Consider the following 19,908-nt stretch of genomic DNA (forward strand, 5'->3'; position numbering starts at 1 on the left):
GGATCCGGTTGTCCACCGGGAGTTTCCCCAACGGCCTGCTTTTAGAAGAAGATCTAGAGGGATCTAAAGGTATTAGTAATAGGGGTTGTGCACGCTGTGGATGGATCCACGGAGTTGCTGGTCGGGGGCTCGCCGGCGGGATCTCGGGCTGTGAGCAGTCTGTGCAGGCGGCGTTAATCCAATCCGTGTATTTGTGGAGCGATCCGGTCGTGTGGATTGTTCTGAGCAAAATCCCAGGGTTTGTCCCATGTAGTACACAGCGCTGTGCACAGCCGAATCGTGTGACAAACGGTGCTTGTGATGCCAAAGATTTTTTTGGCAGACAGGTGCGCCGGCGCGAAAATCGGCCCGGATCTCGTCGGATTCGAGCCGAGGTGTTGGGCACGCTTGTGCCGAAAAACAACACCGGCCCGCAGGCGTGAGTGCCTGGGGGCCGGTGTCGGAAGAACTGCAATCAGTGCTTGGAACGCTGCCGGATCCGGGTGGTGAGCTCCTTGACGTGATCGAAAACCTCACGCCGCGAAGCCATTTCCTTCTTGATCTTGCGTTCGGCGTACATCACTGTGGTGTGGTCGCGGCCGAAGGCCTGGCCGATCCGCGGCAGTGACAGGTCCGTGAGCTCCCGGCACAGGTACATGGCGATCTGCCGGGAGAGCGCCACGGCACGGGTCTTACCGGGGCCGCGGAGCTCTTCCACGGTGGTCTCGAAGTACTCGGCCGTGGCCGCCATGATCGTGGCGATACTGATCTGCGTGGTGCCGGCGTCGGCGATGAGATCTCGCAGCACAATCTCGGCCAGCGACTTGTCGATCATCGTCTTGTTCAGCGATGCGAACGCCGTCACGCGGATCAACGCGCCCTCGAGCTCGCGGATGTTGCGGTCGATGCGGCTGGCGATGAGTTCGAGTACGTCGTCCGGCACGTCCAGGCGATCCATCTGCGCCTTCTTGCGCAGGATCGCGATGCGCGTCTCCAGCTCGGGCGGCTGAACGTCGGTGATCAGACCCCATTCGAAGCGGGTCCGCAGCCGGTCTTCCAGCGTCGCAAGCTGTTTCGGCGGCCGGTCCGACGAGATGACGATCTGCTTGTTCGCGTTGTGCAACGTATTGAAGGTGTGGAAGAACTCCTCCTGAGTACTTTCCTTGCCTTCGATGAACTGGATGTCGTCGACCAGCAGGACGTCGATGTCGCGGAAGCTGCGTTTGAACGACGCGGTGCGGTCGTCCCGCAGCGAGTTGATGAAGTCGTTGGTGAACTGCTCGGTGGACACGTACTTCACGCGCATACCCGGGAACAGTTTCTGCGCGTAGTTGCCCGCGGCGTGCAGCAGGTGCGTCTTGCCCAGACCGGATTCACCCCAGATGAACAGCGGGTTGTAGGCCCGGGCCGGAGCTTCGGCGATGGCCAGTGTCGCGGCGTGCGCGAACCGGTTGGACGCCCCGATGACGAAGGTGTCGAAGGTGTAGCGCCGGTTGAGGCTCAGGTCGGCCGATTCATCGGCGGGTGGCCGGTTGAAGTACCGGGGCCAGCTCTCTTCCGCGGTGGTGAGCTCTTCGGCGTCGTCGTCCACCTCATCGGCGGCGGTGACCGGTTCGGGTTCGGCTGTCTCAGCGGGCTCCGCCGGGGCCGGCCGGTCGTCGGTTTCCGGGACCGCGATGCGAACGCCCAGGTCAACACGCTGTCCGAGATGACGGCTCAGCGCGGCGATGATCGGTTCGCGCAGGTGGCGTTCGATCTCGTTCTGGACGAACTGGGTCGGGACCGACAGCAACGCGAAGCCCTCGGTGAGCACCAGCGGCTGCACCATGCGCAACCAGGCCCGTTGCTGGGCGGTGAGCGTCGTGGTGCCGCCGAGGTCACCGTTCAGCTCGGCAACGACGCTTTTCCAGATGTCGGTGAACGATGCACCGGGGTTAGCGGTCAACGACGACTACCCCCTCGGAGCCGCCTGACCGGTGGCTCAATAAAACGACGACAATCTGTCCACATAGTTATCCACAGACTGTGGACAAAGTAGGAGAGTGTCGTCGTACTCGTGTTTTGCATGCAGGAAGCCCGCGCGCTGAGGCTCGTCACAGGAACGTCTGTGGGCTCGTAGCGTCGGGACCTCTCTGGCTCTTTGTCTGGCGCCGTCGTGCAACGGCATTGGCAGAAGCTAACAAGTTTTCTTGTCGTCCGCCAACCGTTCGGCAACATTGGTTTGAGGTTCTTGGGCGTGTCGGCTTGCCACGTGGCGAGTGGGACAACTGTGACGAACCCACGTGTGACCGGCCCCACGAGACGATGCGCTTCTCGCTACGAAGCGGTAACGGTTCCTGACGTGGGGGAGCGAGGTTTGACCCTGGGAATTCAGATCAGTACCCTCGAACAGTCGCCCACACGTGGCGATACGGCTGCGACCGGTATCAACCGGTACCGCGCCGGCTAGCAAGCAAGATGCGCGAGCTTACCAGCGACGACGTGCCCTCCGGCATGACTGGTTCATGTCGGTGGCGGGTGCGGGCGTCACATAGTTGAGGAGATACAGCCGTGGCCAAGGGCAAGCGGACTTTCCAGCCGAACAACCGCCGTCGGGCTCGTGTGCACGGCTTCCGTCTGCGGATGCGGACCCGTGCCGGCCGCGCCATCGTGTCGGCTCGTCGCGGCAAGGGCCGTCGCTCTCTCACTGCGTGATCTGACGCAGGATCAAGCACCGTGCTTCCGGCTCGTAACCGGATGACGCGCTCGACAGACTTTCGAGTCACCGTGAACCGCGGTGTCCGTGCGGCACAGCGGGATCTCGTGGTGCATTCACTGGCACCCGGGGCTTCCGGTGGCGCTGACTCGAACACCGAGGATGCACCGAAAGTCGGTCTCGTCGTAGGCAAATCGGTCGGTAACGCCGTTCAGCGGCATCGGGTGTCCCGTCAGCTCCGCCACGCCAGTCGGGACCTGCTGCCCGAGCTGCGTACCGGTGAGCTCTTGGTGATCCGGGCCCTTCCCGGCAGTCGCGACGCGGCAACGTCGACGTTGCACGACGAACTGCGAGTGGCGGTCCAGCGTGCGCACGCGAAGTCCGGACCCCGTCCATGACCGGGCGGCTGGCCCGCGGGCTGATCTTTCTCATCGAGCTCTACCGCAACATGGTGTCCCCGATGCGCCTGCCCAGCTGCCGGTTCAGCCCCACCTGTAGTCAATACGCCGTCGAGGCGCTGACCGAGCACGGACTGTTCCGTGGTTGTTGGTTGACGACAGTTCGGCTGGCCAAGTGTGGCCCGTGGCATCACGGGGGATGGGACCCCATCCCCGAAAGACGGTCCGCGGCAACGGCCGCGCAGTCAAGGAGCGATTCGCTTGTCTTTTAACTGGTTCAGTCTGGACTACATCTATTACCCGGTCTCGGGGATCATGTGGCTCTGGTACAAGCTTTTCGGCGCGATCCTCGGGGCGGAGAACTTCTTCGCCTGGGGCCTGTCGGTGATGTTCCTGGTCTTCACCCTCCGCGCCCTGCTGTACAAGCCGTTCGTCCGCCAGATCGAGACCACCCGGCAGATGCAGGAACTGCAGCCCCAGATCAAGGAACTGCAGAAGAAGTACGGCAAGGACCGCCAGCGGCTCGCACTCGAGATGCAGAAGCTGCAGAGCGAGCACGGATTCAACCCGCTCCTGGGCTGTCTGCCGATGCTGGCGCAGATTCCGGTGTTCCTGGGCCTGTTCCACGTTCTGCGGTCGTTCAACCGGACTGAGGGCGCCGGCATGGGCATCGGTGCCCAGGCGCTGTCCATCGAGCAGAACCGGTCGATCGGCAACTATTTCTTCAGCGCCACCGACGTCAGCCACTTCCTGAACACCGATCTGTTCGGTGCGCCGTTGGGCGCCACCATGATTCAGACCGGTGAGAGCCTGAAGGCGTTCGCGCACTTCGACCGCATGTCGGTCATCCTGGTCGGCATTCCGCTGATGATCATCTCGGGTATCGCGACCCACATGAACAGCCGGGCCTCGGTGGCCCGGCAGAGCCCCGAAGCCGCCGGCAACCCGCAGACGGCGCTGATGAACAAGCTGGCGCTCTACGTGTTCCCGTTGGGTGTCGTGGTGTCAGGGCCGTTCCTGCCCATCGCCATCCTCATGTACTGGGTGGCGAACAACATCTGGACCTACGGCCAGCAGCACGTGGTGTTCAACCGCATCGAGAAGCGTGAGGCCGAGGAGAAGGAACAGGCCATCGCGCGCCGTTCCGCGAACGCGCCCGCCCCCGGTGTGAAGCCGAACCGATCGAAGAAGGGCAATCCGCCGGCGGCCGCGGCCGGCCCGGGCACTGACGTCGAACAGACGGGTACCGAGCTCGGCGGCACGGAGTCCGATTCCGCAGGGTCGAAGCCGGCCCCGGGCGCCAAGCCCAACAAGAAGAAGCGTTGACCGGTCAGAGGGTAAAGACCCTGAGCGACGGCCGGTGCAAGAGGGAGAAGGCAGGGATATGACAGACACAGAAACGCAGGCGGACGCCACGGAAACGCCCGAGGCCCCGACGTCGGCTGCGGCCGCTCCTGCAAGCAAGAGTGACGATCTGGAAGAGCGCCTGGTTGCCGAAGGCGAGATCGCCGGTGACTACCTCGAGGAGCTCCTCGATCTGCTGGACTTCGATGGTGACATCGATCTGGACGTCGAAGGCGACCGCGCGGTCGTCAGCATCGACGGCGGCAACGATCTGACCAAGCTGGTGGGCCGCAAGGGTGAGGTGCTGGACGCGCTCCAGGAACTGACCCGCCTGGCCGTGCACCAGAAGACCGGCGAGCGTAGCCGGCTGATGCTGGACATCGCGCGCTGGCGGCGTCAGCGTCGCGATGAGCTTGCGGCCCTGGGCCAGAAGGTGGCCGAGCGGGTGCTCGCATCGGGTGAGCGCGAAGAGCTGTCGCCGATGACGCCGTTCGAGCGCAAGATCGTGCACGACGCCGTGGCGGCGGTGGACGGCGTCCACAGCGAGAGCGAGGGCGTCGAGCCGTCTCGCCGGGTGGTCGTCCTGCCTGATTGAGCACCTTAATTACATCGATGTTGTTCGTCGGCGGCGAGCTGGCGGGGAAAGCGGAGGCTGTTTCACGTGAAACATGGTGAAGCCCCATCCCCACCGGCCGCCGCCGTCGACGTTTTCGGCGAGCGAGCCGAACTGGCGCAGCGCTATGCCGAGATTCTTGCGGGCGACGGAATCGAACGCGGACTGATCGGACCATCCGAAGTCGGCCGGTTGTGGGACCGTCACGTGATGAATTGTGCTGCGATAGGTGAGTTGGTCTCCAGCGGCGAACGAATCGGCGATATCGGCAGTGGAGCAGGCCTCCCGGGCATCCCGTTGGCGCTCGCCCGGCCCGACGTTCACGTGGTGCTGATCGAGCCGCTGTTGCGTCGCGCGGACTTCCTCCGCGAAGTCGTCGACGAGCTGGGGATCGACGTGACGGTGATCCGCGGTCGTGCCGAGGAGCGGACGGTCCGCGCGGAAGCCGGCGAGCTCGACGTCGTCACGTCGCGTGCGGTGGCAGCCCTGGACAAGCTCGCCAAGTGGTGCCTGCCGCTGTTGAAGGTGGACGGCCGGATGCTCGCCCTCAAGGGGGAGCGCGCGGCCGATGAGATCGTCGAACACCGTCGGGTACTCAACTCACTCGGTGCTGTGGACGTAAGGGTGGTGAAATGTGGCGTGAACTATTTGACTCCGCCCGCAACCGTGGTCGTGGCGAAGCGCGGAGCCAAGCGCGCGGGAACCGGCCGTCCGGCCAAGAACCGGCGATGACGTCGTCGACGGGGGAGGGCAACATGTCCCGGGCTTCGGAAGCGGCCGGCCCGGCCGCCACATCAGGAAAGGCAGCAAGCGATGCCGATGTTTCACGTGAAACGTGGACTACAAGCGTGACGATGGATACGCCGATCGGGGCGGAAGCCGAACGCGCTGTCCAGATCATTCACGGAGCCAAGGGCCAGCAGCTGCCGCGCCCGCAGCATCAGCGGGTGTTCACCATCGCGAACCAGAAGGGTGGCGTCGGTAAGACCACCACCGCGGTCAACATGGCGGCGGCGCTCGCGCTGCAGGGACTCAACGTTCTGGTCATCGACCTGGATCCCCAGGGCAACGCCAGCACCGCGTTGGGTATCGAACACCGACCGGGCACCGCGTCGTCGTACGAGGTGTTGATCGGGGAGATCACGCTCGAGAGCGCGTTGCAGCGCAGCCCGCACAACGAGCGCCTGTACTGCGTCCCGGCGACCATCGACCTGGCCGGCGCCGAGATCGAGTTGGTCAGCATGGTGGCACGTGAAACCCGGCTGCGGAACGCGCTCGCCACACTGAAGGACCACAACTTCGACTACGTCTTCATCGACTGCCCGCCGTCGCTGGGTCTGCTGACCATCAACGCGCTCGTGGCGGCACCGGAAGTCCTCATCCCGATCCAGTGCGAGTACTACGCCCTGGAGGGCGTGGGTCAGCTGCTGCGCAACATCGAGATGGTCAAGGCCCACCTCAATCCCCAACTGGACGTGACCACCGTCGTCCTCACCATGTACGACGGACGCACCAAACTCGCCGATCAGGTGGCGATGGACGTTCGAGACCACTTTGGCGATAAGGTTTTGCGGACCGTCATCCCACGCAGCGTCAAGGTTTCCGAGGCGCCGGGATACGGCATGACGATCCTGGATTACGACCCGGGATCACGTGGAGCAATGAGCTATTTGGACGCCAGCCGTGAACTCGCCCAGCGCGGCGAGCCGGGAGTGAGGAAGTAACGATGTCGCAGCCCAAGAAGCGCAGCGGACTCGGTCGGGGGCTGGCGGCGCTCATCCCGACCGGTGCTCCCGAGGATGGGCAGCAGGACACTTCGCTGCGGATGGGGTCCGCGGCCGCCGACGTGTTGATCGGTGGCGGTCCGATCGCGCCGATCAACGGGGCGGCGGCCGCAGAGTCGGCCGCGGCGGCCAGGGCAGAAGCCGAGGCCATTGGGGCGGTGTACCGCGAGATCGAACCGTCGGCCATCCAGCCGAACCCGCGCCAGCCGCGCAGCGTCTTCGACGCGGACGCGCTCGCCGAACTGGTGCACTCGATCCGCGAGTTCGGGCTCATGCAGCCCATCGTCGTCCGTGAGCTGAGCCAGCCCTCCGGTCCGCACCGCTACCAGCTGATCATGGGCGAGCGCCGGTGGCGTGCCTCGCAAGAAGCGGGCCTGGCCGCCATCCCGGCGATCGTCCGCGAGACCGCCGACGACAACATGCTGCGCGACGCCCTGCTCGAGAACATCCACCGCGTCCAGCTCAATCCACTGGAAGAGGCATCGGCGTACCAGCAGCTGCTGGAAGAGTTCGACGTCACCCACGAGGAACTGGCGACGCGCATCGGCCGGTCGCGCCCCGTGATCACCAACATGATCCGGCTGCTGAAGCTGCCCATCGCGGTGCAGCGTCGGGTGGCGGCCGGCGTGCTGTCGGCGGGCCACGCCCGTGCGCTGCTCGCTCTCGAAGGGGGAGCGGAGAAGCAGGAAGAGCTCGCGGCCCGGATCGTCGCTGAGGGACTGTCGGTGCGTGCCACGGAAGAGGCGGTCACCCTGGCCAACCGCGACGGTGACAAGCCGGCGCCGGCCCCGAAGCGCAAGCCGATCCAGATGCCCGGGCTGCAGGATGTGGCCGAGCAGCTGTCGACGGCGTTCGACACCAAGGTGACCGTGAGCCTGGGTAAGCGCAAAGGCAAGATCGTCGTCGAGTTCGGCTCGGTCGACGACCTTCAGCGCATCGTCGAACTGATGAAGACAGAGCAGGGCTAACTGGCCATTTTTGGGTCTGCGAGGGCGTGACCCAGCCCTAGGGCCAGTTACGTCACTGTGACGGTGACATTTTCGGGGTGCGTTGGGCGGGGAGGGAACCGCGATGTTTCACGTGGAACAGTTCATCGTTCGGCCGCCGTCGATCCCGACTGAACAAATCGGGTCGGCGGCGCCGGCTTCTCTTATCCTGGAAAGGCAGCCTGATCCGATCGGGCGGACGACGGGAGTCTGGTGACATCACGAATCACGCCGCTGCGTCTCGAATCGTTCGAGCGGCTGCCGAAGCATGCGCGGCGTTGCGTGTTCTGGGAAGTCGATCCGTCGGCGCTCGGTGACAGTGACCATCTCAGTGACCCAGAATTCGAGAAGGAAGCATGGCTGTCGATGGTCATGCTCGAGTGGGGATCGTGCGGACAGCTCGCGGTCGGGTGCGATCCGGACCGTGCCGAGGACCCCAATGACGACGCGCCCTGTCTGGGCTACGCGTTCTATGCACCGCCGCGCGCGGTGCCCCGGGCGGCGCGCTTTCCCACGGGGCCGGTCAGTCCCGACGCGGTTCTGCTGACATCCATTGGCGTCGATTCCAGCGAGGAAGGGGATGCGCTGCCGCGCCATCTCATCGCGGCCGTCGTCGCCGATCTGGTTCGTCGTGGTGTGCGTGCGTTGGAGGCGTTCGGGCGTACCGCCGAGGTCGCGCAGATCGCGGGCCCGCAGGGCTGTCCGGCAGAATTGGCGGCGACGGTCGAGGCGTTCGGGGAGTGCGCCGTCGAGCAGTGCGTCATCGAAGCCGACTTCCTTCAGGACAACGGCTTCGAGATCGTCGCCCCGCATCCGTACTTCCCGCGGCTGCGGTTGGAACTGGAGCAGGGACTCGGCTGGAAGGCAGATGTCGAGGCGGCACTCGAGCGACTGCTCGACAGCGCGCAGCTGCAGCAGCCCGTCGGCGCGGTCTCCAGCGCGGTGCTGTGGACGCCGCAGCGCTGAGTCGGTAGGTATGGGCCGACCGCGTTGGTCGGTTGGTTCCACGTGAAACAGCGGCTTTCCCGTACTCTCGCGGCCATGGGGGAGCTGCCGCCGAATCCGGATAACTCCGGCCTGCTCTATGTCGGCGACGGCAACAGGATGTACTGGGAGACCCGAGGCAACCCGGCCGGGCGCCCTGTCCTCATCGTCCACGGCGGTCCAGGTGCCGGCCGCTCCCGCACCGCGCACAAGCAGTTCGACCCGGACCTCTTCCGCATTGTGGCCTTCGATCAACGCGGCTGCGGCGACAGCGTGCCGAGCGCCGCCGATCCGTCGACCGACATGTCGTGCAATAGGACGGAGCATCTGCTGGCCGATATGGAGGCGCTGCGGCGGCATCTGGGGATCGACCGGTGGCTGTTGTACGGCGGCTCCTGGGCATCCACGTTGATCCTCGCCTACGCGCAGCGGCACCCGGAGCGCGTGCTGGGCATCGTGCTGATCGGCGTGACGATGACGCGTCCGCAGGAAGTCGACTGGCTGTATCGAGGGCTGCGGCTCGTCCGCCCGGGGGAGTGGGAGCGGTTCCGGGCCGGCGTGCCCCAGGCGCATCGGGACGGCAATCTCGTCGAGGCGTATCGGCAACTGATGGAGCACCCTGATGCCGCGGTGCGGGAGCAGGCAGCCGCGGACTGGTGCGCGTGGGAGGACGCCGCGATCGCCCACGAGGCGTCGGGGAAGCCCGGTCAATACTCGGAGAAGATCGATGCCGCACGACTGGCCTTCGTCCGGATCTGTACCCACTACTTCGCGCACGCGGCGTGGCTCGAAGACGGTCAACTGCTGCGGGATGCATACCGGCTGGACGGCATTCCGGGTGTCCTGATCCATGGCCGGCTCGACCTCTCCGCGCCCGTTCGGACGGCGTGGGAACTGGCGCAGGCATGGCCCGACGCGGAGCTGCGGATCATCGAGGACTCGGGGCACACCGGCAGCGCGGCGATGGCGGCGGCGATCACGGAGGCCGTCGCGCGGTTCACCCCGGCGGGCTGACAGGGTGAGGTTCCACGTGAAACATCGGCCGCCGCGGGGCTGTTTTCAATGCGGCGTGAGCCGAAGGATCGGGATGCGTCGCCCGGCCTTCGCGGCCTGTACGCGGTAGTCGCCGTACCCGGCGTAGACCCGCTCGGCGAGCGCGTAGAGACGCGTGTACTCGTCGGCATCGGTCACCTCTGTGGCCCGGAATTCTTCGTCGCCCAGGGCGCAATCGGGGTTGTTCTTCAAGTTGTGGTACCACCCCGGATTGGTCGGTTTGGCGGAGTTGGAGGCCAGCACGATCACGTCGGGCCCGTCGTGGAAATAGGCGAGTTGGCACACGCGTGGGCGGCCCGACTTGGCACCCGTGCTTGCCAACGGCGCAGTGACGGTGCCTCCGAGGACCCGCGGGTATCGGCCACCGGTTGTCCGATACAACCACGGGTCCACATGAAACGAAACGTGCCGAGCGAAGAACTGCCCCGGCCGCGAGCGACCGAAGTTCATCAGTGCGGTGTACCGGTAGCCGTGGGGTCGGTGCGGGTCGACGTAGTGCAGTGACATGGTGGCTCCTGATCGATGGGGTGGTCAGATGAGTCTGCGAGCGGCCGGGCGAGAAACCATCGGCGCGGACGCGTAACCCTGGACGCCAGAGGCGTAGGCGCACTACGGGGCAGACGGCGTACCGGCTACGCGTCTGCGCTGATGTTTGTGATCCATCGAAGCCGCACGCTGATTAGCATGAGCGAACTGCGTGCGGGTATCCCATTGGCTGACTGGAGCGACGTGGCCGTGAGCGAGCTTCCGACCGGAACAGTGACGCTGCTGTTGGCTGACGTCGAAGGCTCCACGCGCCTCTGGGAGACGCAACCCGACGAGATGGCCGCCGCCATCGCTCGACTCGATGAGACCGTGGCCGACGCCCTCATCGCCCACGCCGGGGTTCGGCCGGTCGAGCAGGGGGAGGGCGACAGCTTCGTCATCGCCTTCGGCTGTGCATCGGATGCCGTCGCGTGCGCGGTGGATCTGCAGCGGGCACCGCTGGCGCCGATCCGGTTGCGCATCGGCATCCACACTGGCGAGGTGCGCATGCGGGACGCCGGAAACTACATCGGCCCGACCATCAACCGGACGGCGCGGCTCCGGGATCTCGGCCACGGCGGTCAGACACTGCTGTCGGCAGTGACGGCGGCACTGACCGAGGATCAGCTTCCGGCGGGAACGTCGTTGACGGACCTCGGCACGCATGTGATGCGGGACCTCCCGCGGCCCGAACGCGTGATGCAGCTGTGCCACCCCGATCTCCGGAACGACTTCCCGCCGTTGCGCACGCCGGGCTTCGCCGTCGCACACGGACTGCCCGTTCAGCTGACGACGTTCATCGGTCGCCGCGTCGAGACCACGAACCTGAGCGACGCCCTGGCGACCAATCGGCTCGTCACCCTCACCGGAGCCGGCGGCGCGGGCAAGACGAGATTGGCGGTCCATGTCGCTGCGACGGTGGTCGGCGACTACAGCGACGGCGTCTGGTACGTCGACCTGGCACCGCTCACCAATCCCGACGCTGTGCCCGCCACCGCGGCCCGCGCGCTCGGACTGCCCGACCAACCCGGCCGCTCCACCATCGACACGCTGTTGCGGTTCGTGCGCGGCCGTCGGCTCCTCTTGGTGGTCGACAACTGCGAGCACGTCCTCGACGCGAGTGCCGGATTGGTCACCGCTCTGCTCGGCGCAGCACCAGCTGTCACGATTCTCGCCACGAGCCGGGAACCGCTGGGCGTGCCGGGCGAGGTGGTGTGGCAGGTGCCCTCGCTGTCGCTCACCGATGAGGCAGTCGAACTGTTCGCCGACCGTGCTCGCCTCGCCCGTGCCGACTTCACCGTCACCGAGGACAACGCCGCGACCGTGGCCCAGATCTGTCAACGGCTTGACGGCATGCCGTTGGCGATCGAGTTCGCAGCGGCCCGGGTGCGGGCGTTGACGCTGTTCGAGATCCGGGACAGCCTCCATGACCGCTTCCGGCTGTTGACGGGAAGCTCCCGAACGGCGGTACGCCGGCAGCAGACGTTGCGGGCTTCGGTGGATTGGTCGCACGCACTGCTGAGTGAACCCGAACGCGTGCTGTTCCGCCGGCTCGCGGTGTTCCATGGTGGCTTCGATCTGGAGGCCGCCCAGGCGGTGGCTGCGGCGGACGTCGCGGAGCGGTATCAAGTGCTCGATCAGCTGAGCCTGCTCCTCGACAAGTCGTTGATCGTCGCCGAGAACGCGGGTGGCTCCACCCGGTATCGGTTGTTGGAGACCGTGCGCCAGTACGCACTCGAGAAGCTGGGGGAGTCCGGAGAAGGGGACGACATCCGGACGTGGCACCGAGACCACTACGCGGCGCTGGCGAGCGAACTCGATACCCCGTGGAGTCTGTGGGGGAAGCAGCGGCGATTCGACGACATCGACCGCGACATCGACAATGTGCGGGCAGCGTTCCAGTGGAGTCACGAGAACTCTGACATCGGCGTCGCCGCGACCATCGCGTCGTCGCTGCAACCGCTGTGGCTCAACGGCGGCCGCATGCGTGAAGGACTCGCGTGGTTCGGGTGCGTCCTGAGTGAGCCCTGCGCGCCCGTTCTCGAGACCATGCCGGCCATCCATGCGCGGGCCCTGACCGACAAGGCCATGCTCGGTGCGTGGGCGGGAATGCCCAACAGGGAAGAGGCGCAACAGGCGCTCGCGATTGCGCGCGGGGTGGGCGACCCCACCATCCTCACCAGGACGCTGACGACACGCGGATTCATCGCGGGTAACGCGGAGATCCCCGGGGCGGCTCGGCCGTACATCACCGAGGCGGTCGCCCTGGCGCGCGCGTTGGGTGACCAATGGATGCTGCGCCACATCTTGCTCTGGCAGGCCCAGGCGGCCGCCGTAGCGGGCGACCCGGCCACGTCGCTCGCATCCGCCGAAGAAGTGCGCCAAATCGCGGAGGCCCTCGGTGACGGGGCGAGTTGGCGTGACTGGCGGCAGAACCTCGGTTGGGCGCTGTTGATGCAAGGCAACCTCACCGAGGCGGTCGCGCAGTTTCGCATCGGCGTCGCGGACGCCAAGGAGGCGCACGATCCGATCTGGACGATCGCGGGTCTGCAAGGTCTCGGATTCGCACTGGCGTTTCAGGGCGAAGCCGCCGAAGCGCGTTCGGCGGCAGAGGCTGCACTCGCCGTGGGTGCCGAGTTCGGTGACTTCATCCTCGGCCTCGGCTACTCGACACTGGCCATCGCGGCACTGGCGGCCGGTGATGTCACTGCCGCCCGGGAATCGGGTCAATTGGCACAGCGGTCCCTCAGCGTCCAGCCGGCCACCGCGGTCACCACGCTCGTGCGGATCGCAGAGGCATCACTCGCCGGTGGTGATCTCGTCGAGGCGCGCCGGTTGGTCGACGCCGGTGTTGCCGGCAACACCGGCTGGCATCTGATGCTCGCATTGACCACGAGGGCCCGCGTGGCAATGGCCCAGGACCAACCCGATCAAGCGTCACGTGACGCTCATGCCGCGCTCGCCCTCGCTGTCGAAGTTGGCGCCGCGGCCGGAATTCCGGACATCTTCGAATGCCTGGCGGCACTGTCCGGTGATCACCGCGAGGCAGCCCGCCTCTACGGCGCCGCGGACATGATCCGGGGACAACTGGGCGCAGTCCGCTTCCGGGTACACCAGGCGGGCTATGAGGCGTCGGTGGCGGCCAGGCGAGAAGCCATGGGGGAGACGGAGTTCGCCGCCGCGTGGGCAGATGGGGCGGGGCTGTCCGCGGCGGAGGCGATCGCGTACGCCCAACGCGGGCGGGGGGAGCGCAAGCGCCCGGCGAGCGGTTGGGACTCGCTGACACCCGCCGAGCGGGACGTCGTGAAACTGACCTGTGATGGCTTGGGCAACAAGGACATTGCCGCGCGGCTGTTCGTCTCACCCCGGACGGTGCAGACGCACCTCACGCACGTCTACAACAAGCTGGGACTCAGCTCCCGAGTCCAGCTGATCCAGGAGGCGGCACGGCGGGGATCACCGCACGTCGGTCGATCGCCGCCTCGGCGATCCCGACCAGTTCCTCGACGACCTGCTGCAGCGGCCGGGTCGTATCGATCTCGTGCGTGGCCGACCGCCGCAGTAATGGCTCGATCTCTTTGATGTCGGCCAGGATCCGCGCCCGCTCTTCCGCGGTCTTGCCGAACGGATTGTTCGTGCGACGCTGGACTCGGTCCAACACGACATCGATTGGGGCGGTGAGGAGTACGACGGCATCGAACCGGGCGTAGAAGTGCCATTGATTGGCGACAGTGCCCTGAACGAACAAGGGCCGTTCGCGCCGCTGGTTGAGCAGCGCGTCGATGAGCGGCTCTCGCCAGAGCGGCTCGCCGTCGATGACTTCGATCCACGGACCGTCGTCGGTGTCGACGGTGGCATAGCCCCGTTGAGCAAGGCCGGCCAGCGCCGTCGACTTGCCGACGCCGGACATGCCCGTGACGAGAACCGCAGCGTTACGACTCATGCGAACTGATTCGGCCAGGCCAAGTCGGCGCCGGATGTGCCATCAGCGCGTCCCGCAACAGATTTTCACGCTCTCATCGCACGCTCGTGGCGGAAAGCCTTACAGGAGAAGGGCTTAAGCCCCGGCCTGGCCGGCCTGTTCCACGGACATCTCGTGGGCCAGCAGTTCGGCGAAGGTGAAAGTGCCTGTGGGACGGTCGTTCTTGCCCAGCAGGTACAGCCGCTTGACGGCGGCCAGGATGCCTTCAGCGATGGAGTCGCGGTGACCGGGGGAGGTCAGCAGCTCGCGGTCGTGCGGGCTGCTGACGTAACCGATGTCGACCTGGACGGTGGGCATCCGGGTCAGCCGCAGCAGGTCCCAGGTGCGGCCGTGCGTACGGCAGTCGCGGAAACCGCTACGCGCCACGACTTCCCGCTGAATGAAGTCGGCGAGATTGCGGCCGATGGTGGACACCGAGCCGTGCGAGTTACCGAAGTAGAACGAAGCGACACCGTTGGCTGCCGGGCTGGGCAGGCTGGCGCACCGCAGGCTGATCATCAGATCGGCGCCGACCGCGTTGGCCGTCGCGGCGCGCTCGGCGTCCGACGGGCTGCCACTGACCGGTCGGGACAGGAAGGTGTCCATGCCGATGGCCGTCATGCGGCCTTCGAGGCGGCTGGCGAGATCCCAGAGCACGTCGGCCTCGCTGACCGGGCCGGACCGGCTGGTCATGATGAGCCCGCGGTCGTCGCCGCCGCGGCCCGGATCGATGATGATCCGCTTTCCGGTCAGGCGGGGGCCGCTGCGCCGCACGAGTTCCTCTTCGCGGATCGCATGCGGTGAACCACCGGTGACGCGGGAACCCAGGAAGTACAGCGAGCGCAGCGTCTCCGGTCCGCAGATGCCGTCCGGGAACATGCCGTACTCGCGTTGGTAGGACATCAGGCCGTTGTGAGTCTGCAAGCCGAAGTGACCATCGACGAGACCGGTGTAGAAACCGAGATCCTGCAGGCGCGCCTGCAGGGTGGCGACGTCGTCGCCGTACATGGGGGCACCGAACTGGTGCGACAGGGTCCGCGCCCCGAGCCGGTACGAGGCCTCTTTCAGCGCGCGGTAGGTGGCCTCACCGACGGTGCCGTCGACGAGCAGCCCACGCTGCTGTTGGAAGGCCCGCACGGCCTGGTCCAGGTCCTCATCGAACAGATCGAGCGCGACGTGCTTGCCGGTGGTGAGATCCGCGTCGGGACTGTCCAGCAGTCCCAGGGCGGCCAGTGCGGCCCGAATCTCGGTGACCGAACCTCCCCGGTCACCGCGACGCAGTATCGACATTCCTGGCCTTTCAATCACGGACGCCAGGCGGGCGGACAGCTGCGCACTGGCGGGACGCCGAGTCCCATTGTCGCAGACGCCCCGCCGGAATCCGCAACTTCACAGGCAGCAGCGGTGCGCTCCGCCGAATCCGGCGGGTGCGCAGCCGCTGATGGCGATCAGAGGTCGTCGGCGATCTCGCGCAGCAGGGCCGCCTTGCCCTTGGCCCCGACGATGCGCTTCACCGGCTCGCCGTCCTTGAACAGGATCAGGGTCGGAATCGAGACGACGTTGAACGCGCGGGCGGTCTCGGGGTTGGCGTCGACGTCGAGCTTCGCGACGGTGAGCGCCCCGGCCTTCTCACCGGCGATTTCCTCGAGAACTGGGGCGATCATCTTGCACGGTCCGCACCAGGTCGCCCAGAAGTCGACCAGCACCGGGGTGGCGCTCTTGATGACGTCGCTGTCGAACGAACCGTCGGTGACGGTCTGCGTTGCGCTGCCCTCGCTCATGTACTGCTCCTCTCGGGTGAACTCTGTGAAAGACGATCAGCTGTGGTGCTCGGCGAGCCAGCGCTCGGCGTCGATGGCCGCCGCACAGCCGCTGCCGGCCGCCGTGATGGCCTGCCGGTAGGTGTGGTCGACCAGGTCGCCGGCGGCGAACACACCGTCGAGCGAGGTGTTGGTGGTGCGACCCTGCACCTGCACGTAGCCCTCGTCATCGAGGTCGACGAGGCCGCGCACCAGCTCCGAGCGCGGGTCGTGACCGATGGCCACGAACACTCCGGTGACGGGCAGCTTGCTCTCCTCACCGGTGACGGTGTTACGCAGCAGCAGCCCGCTGACCTTCGAATCGCCTTCCACCGCAACAACTTCGGTGTTGGTGACGAAGGTGATCTTCTCGTTGGCCTGGGCGCGTTCGAGCATGATCCGCGACGCGCGGAACTCCTCGCGGCGGTGGATCAGCGTCACCGAACGGGCGAAGCGCGTGAGGAAGGTCGCCTCTTCCATCGCGGAGTCACCGCCGCCGATGACGGCGATGTCCTGGTCACGGAAGAAGAAACCGTCGCAGGTGGCGCAGGTGCTGACGCCCTGGCCGATCAGCTCCTGCTCACCCGGGACGCCGAGGTGACGGGCGGCGGCGCCCATCGCGAGGATGACGGCGCGGGCCTGGTGGGTCTCGCCGTCGACCGTGACGGTCTTGATGGGGCCGTCGAGCGACACCGCCTCGACGTCCTCCATGCGCAGGTCGGCACCGAACCGCAGCGCCTGCTCGCGCATCTCCTCCATGAGCTCGGGGCCGGTGATGCCCTCCTTGAAGCCCGGGTAATTCTCCACCTCGGTGGTGGTCATCAGCGCGCCGCCGAACTGGACACCTTCGAAAACCAGCGGCTTGAGCTGGGCGCGGGCCGTGTACACCGCAGCGGTGTAGCCGGCCGGCCCGGAGCCGATGATGATCACGTCGTGCACGGTGTCTGGGGTGGTCATGGCCGCCTTTCATCTGGCTCTGGTCAGGCTCATACCTGGTTGGCCTGCTGCCAGAGTCGGTACGCCTATAACACCAGGGTAAGTGCCGGTGTTCCCGGCCGTCTGGCGGGCTCCGGGGCGGTCAGCGGCTCGATTGTGGCGACGGGCCCGCAGCATCGTGGATGACGGCATCGGCGATCAGGCCGGCGTCGGTCGAGCCGCAGCCGGCAGACACCACCAGGGCCAGCAGCGAGCCGCGATCGGTGCCGGGAAGCAGCAGGAGCACCTGGGGTTGGTCGCGGGCGGTCAGGGTTGCCGCGCCCAGAACCGGCGTGGTGGGGGAGTAACCGAGCCTCTGCAGGCAGGACCGCAACCGGTCCGCTCCGGCGAGCGCCCCCAACTCGGGTGCCTTGTTCCGTAGCCCGAGAATCTGCCGGTCGGACCACGGCATGCCCGCCTGGCGCTGCACGGTCAGCGACGACGCTGTCGGGCCGGCGGAGATTCGTGTGGGTTCGCCGGGTGAGATCAGCAGAAGCGCCGTCGCGAGCCCGATCGCGACAATGCCCGCCACCGCACCACCGACGACGGCCGGGCGCAGTGGGCGCGCGCCATGACCGGCAGTGTGGCCGGGGATGACGTGGTGCCGCGGGGTGTCGACGAGCTTGTCCGCGTCGGTGCCGTCACTGGCGCCGTCGGCGATGGAGTCGGTCACCCGTCGTGCCCAGGTCACGAAAGGAAATCTAGCGGTTCGGGCCGATTACCCGAAACCCCAATGTTATTCGCGCGTACCCACATCATTGGCGGCGCTGAGCCGCTGGGCGGGAAAACCGGCCGATTCGCATGTCCGCGTGACGATCTCGGCGGAGTCGGCGACGAAGATCCCGAACACCACCTCGTCTGTCGGCACGGCGATCAACGTCGACATGCGGACCCGCGCGCCATCGGTGGACAGTGACGCAGCGGTGGCGCTCAAGGCGTCGGCAGCCTGCGCCAGTGCCCCGTCGATGAAACTCGGGCTGTACCACTCGACGAGATAGCAGGGTTCCATCGGGTCCATCGTGAAACCTATTGTCGTAGGGCTAGTGCTGCCCTGGTTGGGGCGTCGTTGGCGCGAAAATGCTTTCCGGTGTGCTGATTTCGACGGTCAGTGCTCGGTGGGGTCATCGAGACGTTGGATGTCGACACCGTCGACCAGGTCAGCGCCTCTGGTGACCGACCGGGCTACCACGTGACCGAAGTTTCGACGTGGCCGAGTTCGGCGGTCTGTCTGCCGGTGGCGTCCCTGCAGGAGAGCACGGCGTTGTAAGTAGTGAATGTTATTGCGCCGTTGAAGGTTTCGGTGTGGCTGCCGTTTGCCGGCACGTTGAACTGTCGGGTTGTCTTCTTCGGGACGGCGGGGTTGATCGAGTTTGTCGTGGCGGTGTAGTTGCACGTTGCCTCGAGCTTGGACGTGTTGGTGACGTTGAACGTGAGTGTGGTCAGGCCGGGATCACCGAAGGACGCCTGAATCGCATTGGTCACGATGGGGATTGGTGCGCACTGCTGGCCGGCCGGGACTGTAGGCGTGGGCGAACCCTCCGGGCATTGGATGGGCGGCTTCTCGACAGGCTTGTTGGCGGGCACGCCGTTGGTGGTGTCGGCGGCCTTCGGATCCGGTCCGGGGTTCTCCAGCGGTTTGCCGAACACGATGGTCACGACGTCGACGCTTCGGTCTTCGTGACGAATGAAGCCCACGCCGAATTCGGTCCAGTCGCATCGGCTGATGAAGGCTCCCGCGCCACGCTTGTAGGCGCTGTTGATCGCGGCGGCTTCGGGATCACCCGAGCCCAGGTACGGGATCCGGTGCCCGCTATAGGTCATATCCGTGTAGGCAGCGCTGATGTCCTCGGTTCGCGGATACTGCACGCCACCCAATGGTCAGATTTGCAACGCTGCGCCGTCGGTTCATTTCGATGCCGCGAAGGGCCAGCGAGTATTGATCAAATACACCCCCGATGCCCACTCTTGCTCGGACGCCATCTTCGCCTTCCATCTAGACGGCCAAGGGGCCGGCGCTCCGACGGTGGGCCACCCCGGTCAGACCATCAGTGGAGTCCCGATGACGATCGGCGCGACGGGCGGTCACGATGCGAGTCTCACCGCGGTCGGGAAACCGGGCGGGTGCAACACCGGCACGCTCGAGTCATGGGGTGGCACCCTGGTTGTCGATGGCGTTGCGTAGCCGGCCATTCCGTGCGCTGCGGCTGCGTGGTGGCCGCGGTGGCGCGCTCTCAGTCCGGCTGCTGTGCCAGGTGGGCCAGCGACCGTGCGAGTTTCGCCCGGGCCCGTGAGCAGCGGCTCTTCACAGTGCCCTCCGCGATACCCAGCATCGCCGCGGTCTCGGCGACCGAGTAGCCCTGCATGTCGACGGCGACCACTGCGGCCCGCTGCTCGACCGGTAGTCGCAGCAGCGCCCGTTCAATCGCCACGACCATCTCCACGTGATGGGCCGGGCCGGGCACCGAGCAGGCATCGTCGCGGAGTTCGTCGGTGCTGTAAATGCTGTTGTGCCGCAACCGATCCACGCAGGAATTCACGACGATGCGGCTGAGCCAACTGCGGACCGAACTGTCGTGCCGAAACCGGGGCGCATGGCAGTGTGCCTTGAGCAGCGCGTCTTGCAGGGCGTCGTCGGCATCCCGCGGGTCGTTGCTTCGCACGCGCGCGAGCCGGTAGAGCAGGCGCCGGTGTCGGCGTACCAGTTCCTCGAATGCGTAACGGTCCCCGGCGATGTGCGCTGCCAGTAATTCAGCGTCGGACGTGTCCGACAGTTTCCCCCCGAAACTCCCCACGTCCGAACCATAAATCCGGT

At 66.3% G+C, this 19,908-nt stretch carries 20 protein-coding genes and 1 pseudogene; 11 read left to right on the forward strand and 10 right to left on the reverse strand.

Annotation, left to right across the window (positions count from 1 at the left end; genetic code table 11):
• Positions 1–454: 454 nt before the first annotated feature.
• The gene (dnaA, locus tag EB75_RS09050) at positions 455–1,924 is read right to left on the reverse strand and encodes a chromosomal replication initiator protein DnaA (protein ID WP_073695091.1); all 1,470 of its coding nucleotides are present in this window, start codon (positions 1,922–1,924) and stop codon (positions 455–457) included.
• Between the two features lie 605 nt (positions 1,925–2,529).
• On the opposite strand from dnaA, the gene rpmH reads away from it, so the two are divergent.
• The 10 genes from rpmH (at position 2,530) to pip (ending at position 9,797) form a co-directional block, all read left to right on the forward strand.
• Positions 2,530–2,673 carry a 50S ribosomal protein L34 gene (rpmH, locus tag EB75_RS09055; protein ID WP_073695092.1) on the forward strand — a complete coding sequence of 48 codons (144 nt, stop codon included), beginning with the start codon at positions 2,530–2,532 and terminating at the stop codon, positions 2,671–2,673.
• A gap of 21 nt (positions 2,674–2,694) precedes the next feature.
• The gene (rnpA, locus tag EB75_RS09060) at positions 2,695–3,072 is read left to right on the forward strand and encodes a ribonuclease P protein component (RefSeq protein WP_073695093.1); all 378 of its coding nucleotides are present in this window, start codon (positions 2,695–2,697) and stop codon (positions 3,070–3,072) included.
• On the forward strand, positions 3,069–3,344 hold the full coding sequence (yidD, locus tag EB75_RS09065) for a membrane protein insertion efficiency factor YidD (RefSeq protein WP_073695094.1): 276 nt from the start codon (positions 3,069–3,071) through the stop codon (positions 3,342–3,344). Before rnpA ends, yidD begins: the two co-directional genes overlap by 4 nt.
• A gap of 43 nt (positions 3,345–3,387) precedes the next feature.
• Positions 3,388–4,398: a membrane protein insertase YidC gene (gene yidC, locus EB75_RS09070; RefSeq protein ID WP_502689350.1), complete on the forward strand. Its 1,011-nt coding sequence runs from the start codon at positions 3,388–3,390 to the stop codon at positions 4,396–4,398.
• Between the two features lie 58 nt (positions 4,399–4,456).
• Positions 4,457–5,011 (forward strand): Jag family protein, encoded by a 555-nt coding sequence (locus EB75_RS09075; protein WP_073695096.1) that lies wholly within the window; start codon positions 4,457–4,459, stop codon positions 5,009–5,011.
• Between the two features lie 66 nt (positions 5,012–5,077).
• On the forward strand, positions 5,078–5,761 hold the full coding sequence (rsmG, locus tag EB75_RS09080) for a 16S rRNA (guanine(527)-N(7))-methyltransferase RsmG (protein WP_073695097.1): 684 nt from the start codon (positions 5,078–5,080) through the stop codon (positions 5,759–5,761).
• Positions 5,762–5,784: 23 nt separating this feature from the next.
• Positions 5,785–6,753 (forward strand): ParA family protein, encoded by a 969-nt coding sequence (locus EB75_RS09085; protein WP_286150134.1) that lies wholly within the window; start codon positions 5,785–5,787, stop codon positions 6,751–6,753.
• 2 nt (positions 6,754–6,755) lie between these two features.
• Complete coding sequence (locus EB75_RS09090; RefSeq protein WP_073695099.1) at positions 6,756–7,781, forward strand: ParB/RepB/Spo0J family partition protein; 1,026 nt, start codon at positions 6,756–6,758, stop codon at positions 7,779–7,781.
• A gap of 231 nt (positions 7,782–8,012) precedes the next feature.
• Entirely contained in the window at positions 8,013–8,765 is a 753-nt protein-coding gene (locus EB75_RS09095; protein WP_073695100.1) for an acetyltransferase, read from the forward strand.
• Positions 8,766–8,840: 75 nt separating this feature from the next.
• Complete coding sequence (pip, locus tag EB75_RS09100; RefSeq protein ID WP_073695101.1) at positions 8,841–9,797, forward strand: prolyl aminopeptidase; 957 nt, start codon at positions 8,841–8,843, stop codon at positions 9,795–9,797.
• A gap of 45 nt (positions 9,798–9,842) precedes the next feature.
• Here pip and EB75_RS09105 read toward each other — a convergent pair whose 3' ends face one another.
• On the reverse strand, positions 9,843–10,343 hold the full coding sequence (locus tag EB75_RS09105; RefSeq protein ID WP_073695102.1) for a nitroreductase/quinone reductase family protein: 501 nt from the start codon (positions 10,341–10,343) through the stop codon (positions 9,843–9,845).
• A gap of 177 nt (positions 10,344–10,520) precedes the next feature.
• Between EB75_RS09105 and EB75_RS09110 the strand changes: the two genes are divergently transcribed.
• Positions 10,521–13,943: a LuxR family transcriptional regulator gene (locus EB75_RS09110; RefSeq protein ID WP_073695103.1), complete on the forward strand. Its 3,423-nt coding sequence runs from the start codon at positions 10,521–10,523 to the stop codon at positions 13,941–13,943.
• Here EB75_RS09110 and EB75_RS29935 read toward each other — a convergent pair.
• The 8 genes and pseudogenes from EB75_RS29935 to sigM all read right to left on the reverse strand — a co-directional run.
• A pseudogene (locus EB75_RS29935) lies at positions 13,915–14,304 on the reverse strand (AAA family ATPase); the annotation flags it as partial. The gene EB75_RS09110 and the pseudogene EB75_RS29935 overlap by 29 nt on opposite strands.
• A gap of 114 nt (positions 14,305–14,418) precedes the next feature.
• The gene (locus tag EB75_RS09120; RefSeq protein WP_073695105.1) at positions 14,419–15,612 is read right to left on the reverse strand and encodes an N-acetylmuramoyl-L-alanine amidase; all 1,194 of its coding nucleotides are present in this window, start codon (positions 15,610–15,612) and stop codon (positions 14,419–14,421) included.
• A gap of 158 nt (positions 15,613–15,770) precedes the next feature.
• Positions 15,771–16,103, reverse strand: coding sequence for a thioredoxin (trxA, locus tag EB75_RS28750; RefSeq protein ID WP_142239508.1), 333 nt, complete (start codon positions 16,101–16,103; stop codon positions 15,771–15,773).
• A 36-nt stretch (positions 16,104–16,139) separates the two neighbouring features.
• The gene (gene trxB / locus EB75_RS09125) at positions 16,140–17,078 is read right to left on the reverse strand and encodes a thioredoxin-disulfide reductase (protein WP_142239509.1); all 939 of its coding nucleotides are present in this window, start codon (positions 17,076–17,078) and stop codon (positions 16,140–16,142) included.
• A gap of 121 nt (positions 17,079–17,199) precedes the next feature.
• Entirely contained in the window at positions 17,200–17,787 is a 588-nt protein-coding gene (locus tag EB75_RS09130) for an RsmA family anti-sigma factor (RefSeq protein WP_083612120.1), read from the reverse strand.
• A 45-nt stretch (positions 17,788–17,832) separates the two neighbouring features.
• Entirely contained in the window at positions 17,833–18,114 is a 282-nt protein-coding gene (locus EB75_RS09135) for a hypothetical protein (RefSeq protein WP_073695106.1), read from the reverse strand.
• 164 nt (positions 18,115–18,278) lie between these two features.
• Complete coding sequence (locus tag EB75_RS09140; RefSeq protein ID WP_073695107.1) at positions 18,279–18,962, reverse strand: hypothetical protein; 684 nt, start codon at positions 18,960–18,962, stop codon at positions 18,279–18,281.
• Between the two features lie 365 nt (positions 18,963–19,327).
• Positions 19,328–19,888 carry an RNA polymerase sigma factor SigM gene (gene sigM, locus EB75_RS09150; protein WP_073695109.1) on the reverse strand — a complete coding sequence of 187 codons (561 nt, stop codon included), beginning with the start codon at positions 19,886–19,888 and terminating at the stop codon, positions 19,328–19,330.
• Positions 19,889–19,908 lie beyond the last annotated feature (20 nt).

It is taken from the genome of Mycobacterium sp. ST-F2 (genome assembly GCF_001905655.1).
GTDB lineage: Bacteria > Actinomycetota > Actinomycetes > Mycobacteriales > Mycobacteriaceae > Mycobacterium.

Coding starts and splice junctions, on each gene's coding strand:
- yidD (WP_073695094.1), top strand. CDS start 3,069: ATGACCGGGCGGCTGGCCCGCGGGCTGATCTTTCTCATCGAGCTCTAC.
- yidC (WP_502689350.1), top strand. CDS start 3,388: ATGTGGCTCTGGTACAAGCTTTTCGGCGCGATCCTCGGGGCGGAGAAC.
- EB75_RS09075 (WP_073695096.1), top strand. CDS start 4,457: ATGACAGACACAGAAACGCAGGCGGACGCCACGGAAACGCCCGAGGCC.
- EB75_RS09085 (WP_286150134.1), top strand. CDS start 5,785: ATGTCCCGGGCTTCGGAAGCGGCCGGCCCGGCCGCCACATCAGGAAAG.
- EB75_RS09090 (WP_073695099.1), top strand. CDS start 6,756: ATGTCGCAGCCCAAGAAGCGCAGCGGACTCGGTCGGGGGCTGGCGGCG.
- pip (WP_073695101.1), top strand. CDS start 8,841: ATGGGGGAGCTGCCGCCGAATCCGGATAACTCCGGCCTGCTCTATGTC.
- EB75_RS09105 (WP_073695102.1), bottom strand. CDS start 10,343: ATGTCACTGCACTACGTCGACCCGCACCGACCCCACGGCTACCGGTAC.
- EB75_RS09110 (WP_073695103.1), top strand. CDS start 10,521: ATGAGCGAACTGCGTGCGGGTATCCCATTGGCTGACTGGAGCGACGTG.
- EB75_RS09120 (WP_073695105.1), bottom strand. CDS start 15,612: ATGTCGATACTGCGTCGCGGTGACCGGGGAGGTTCGGTCACCGAGATT.
- trxA (WP_142239508.1), bottom strand. CDS start 16,103: ATGAGCGAGGGCAGCGCAACGCAGACCGTCACCGACGGTTCGTTCGAC.
- trxB (WP_142239509.1), bottom strand. CDS start 17,078: ATGACCACCCCAGACACCGTGCACGACGTGATCATCATCGGCTCCGGG.
- EB75_RS09135 (WP_073695106.1), bottom strand. CDS start 18,114: ATGGACCCGATGGAACCCTGCTATCTCGTCGAGTGGTACAGCCCGAGT.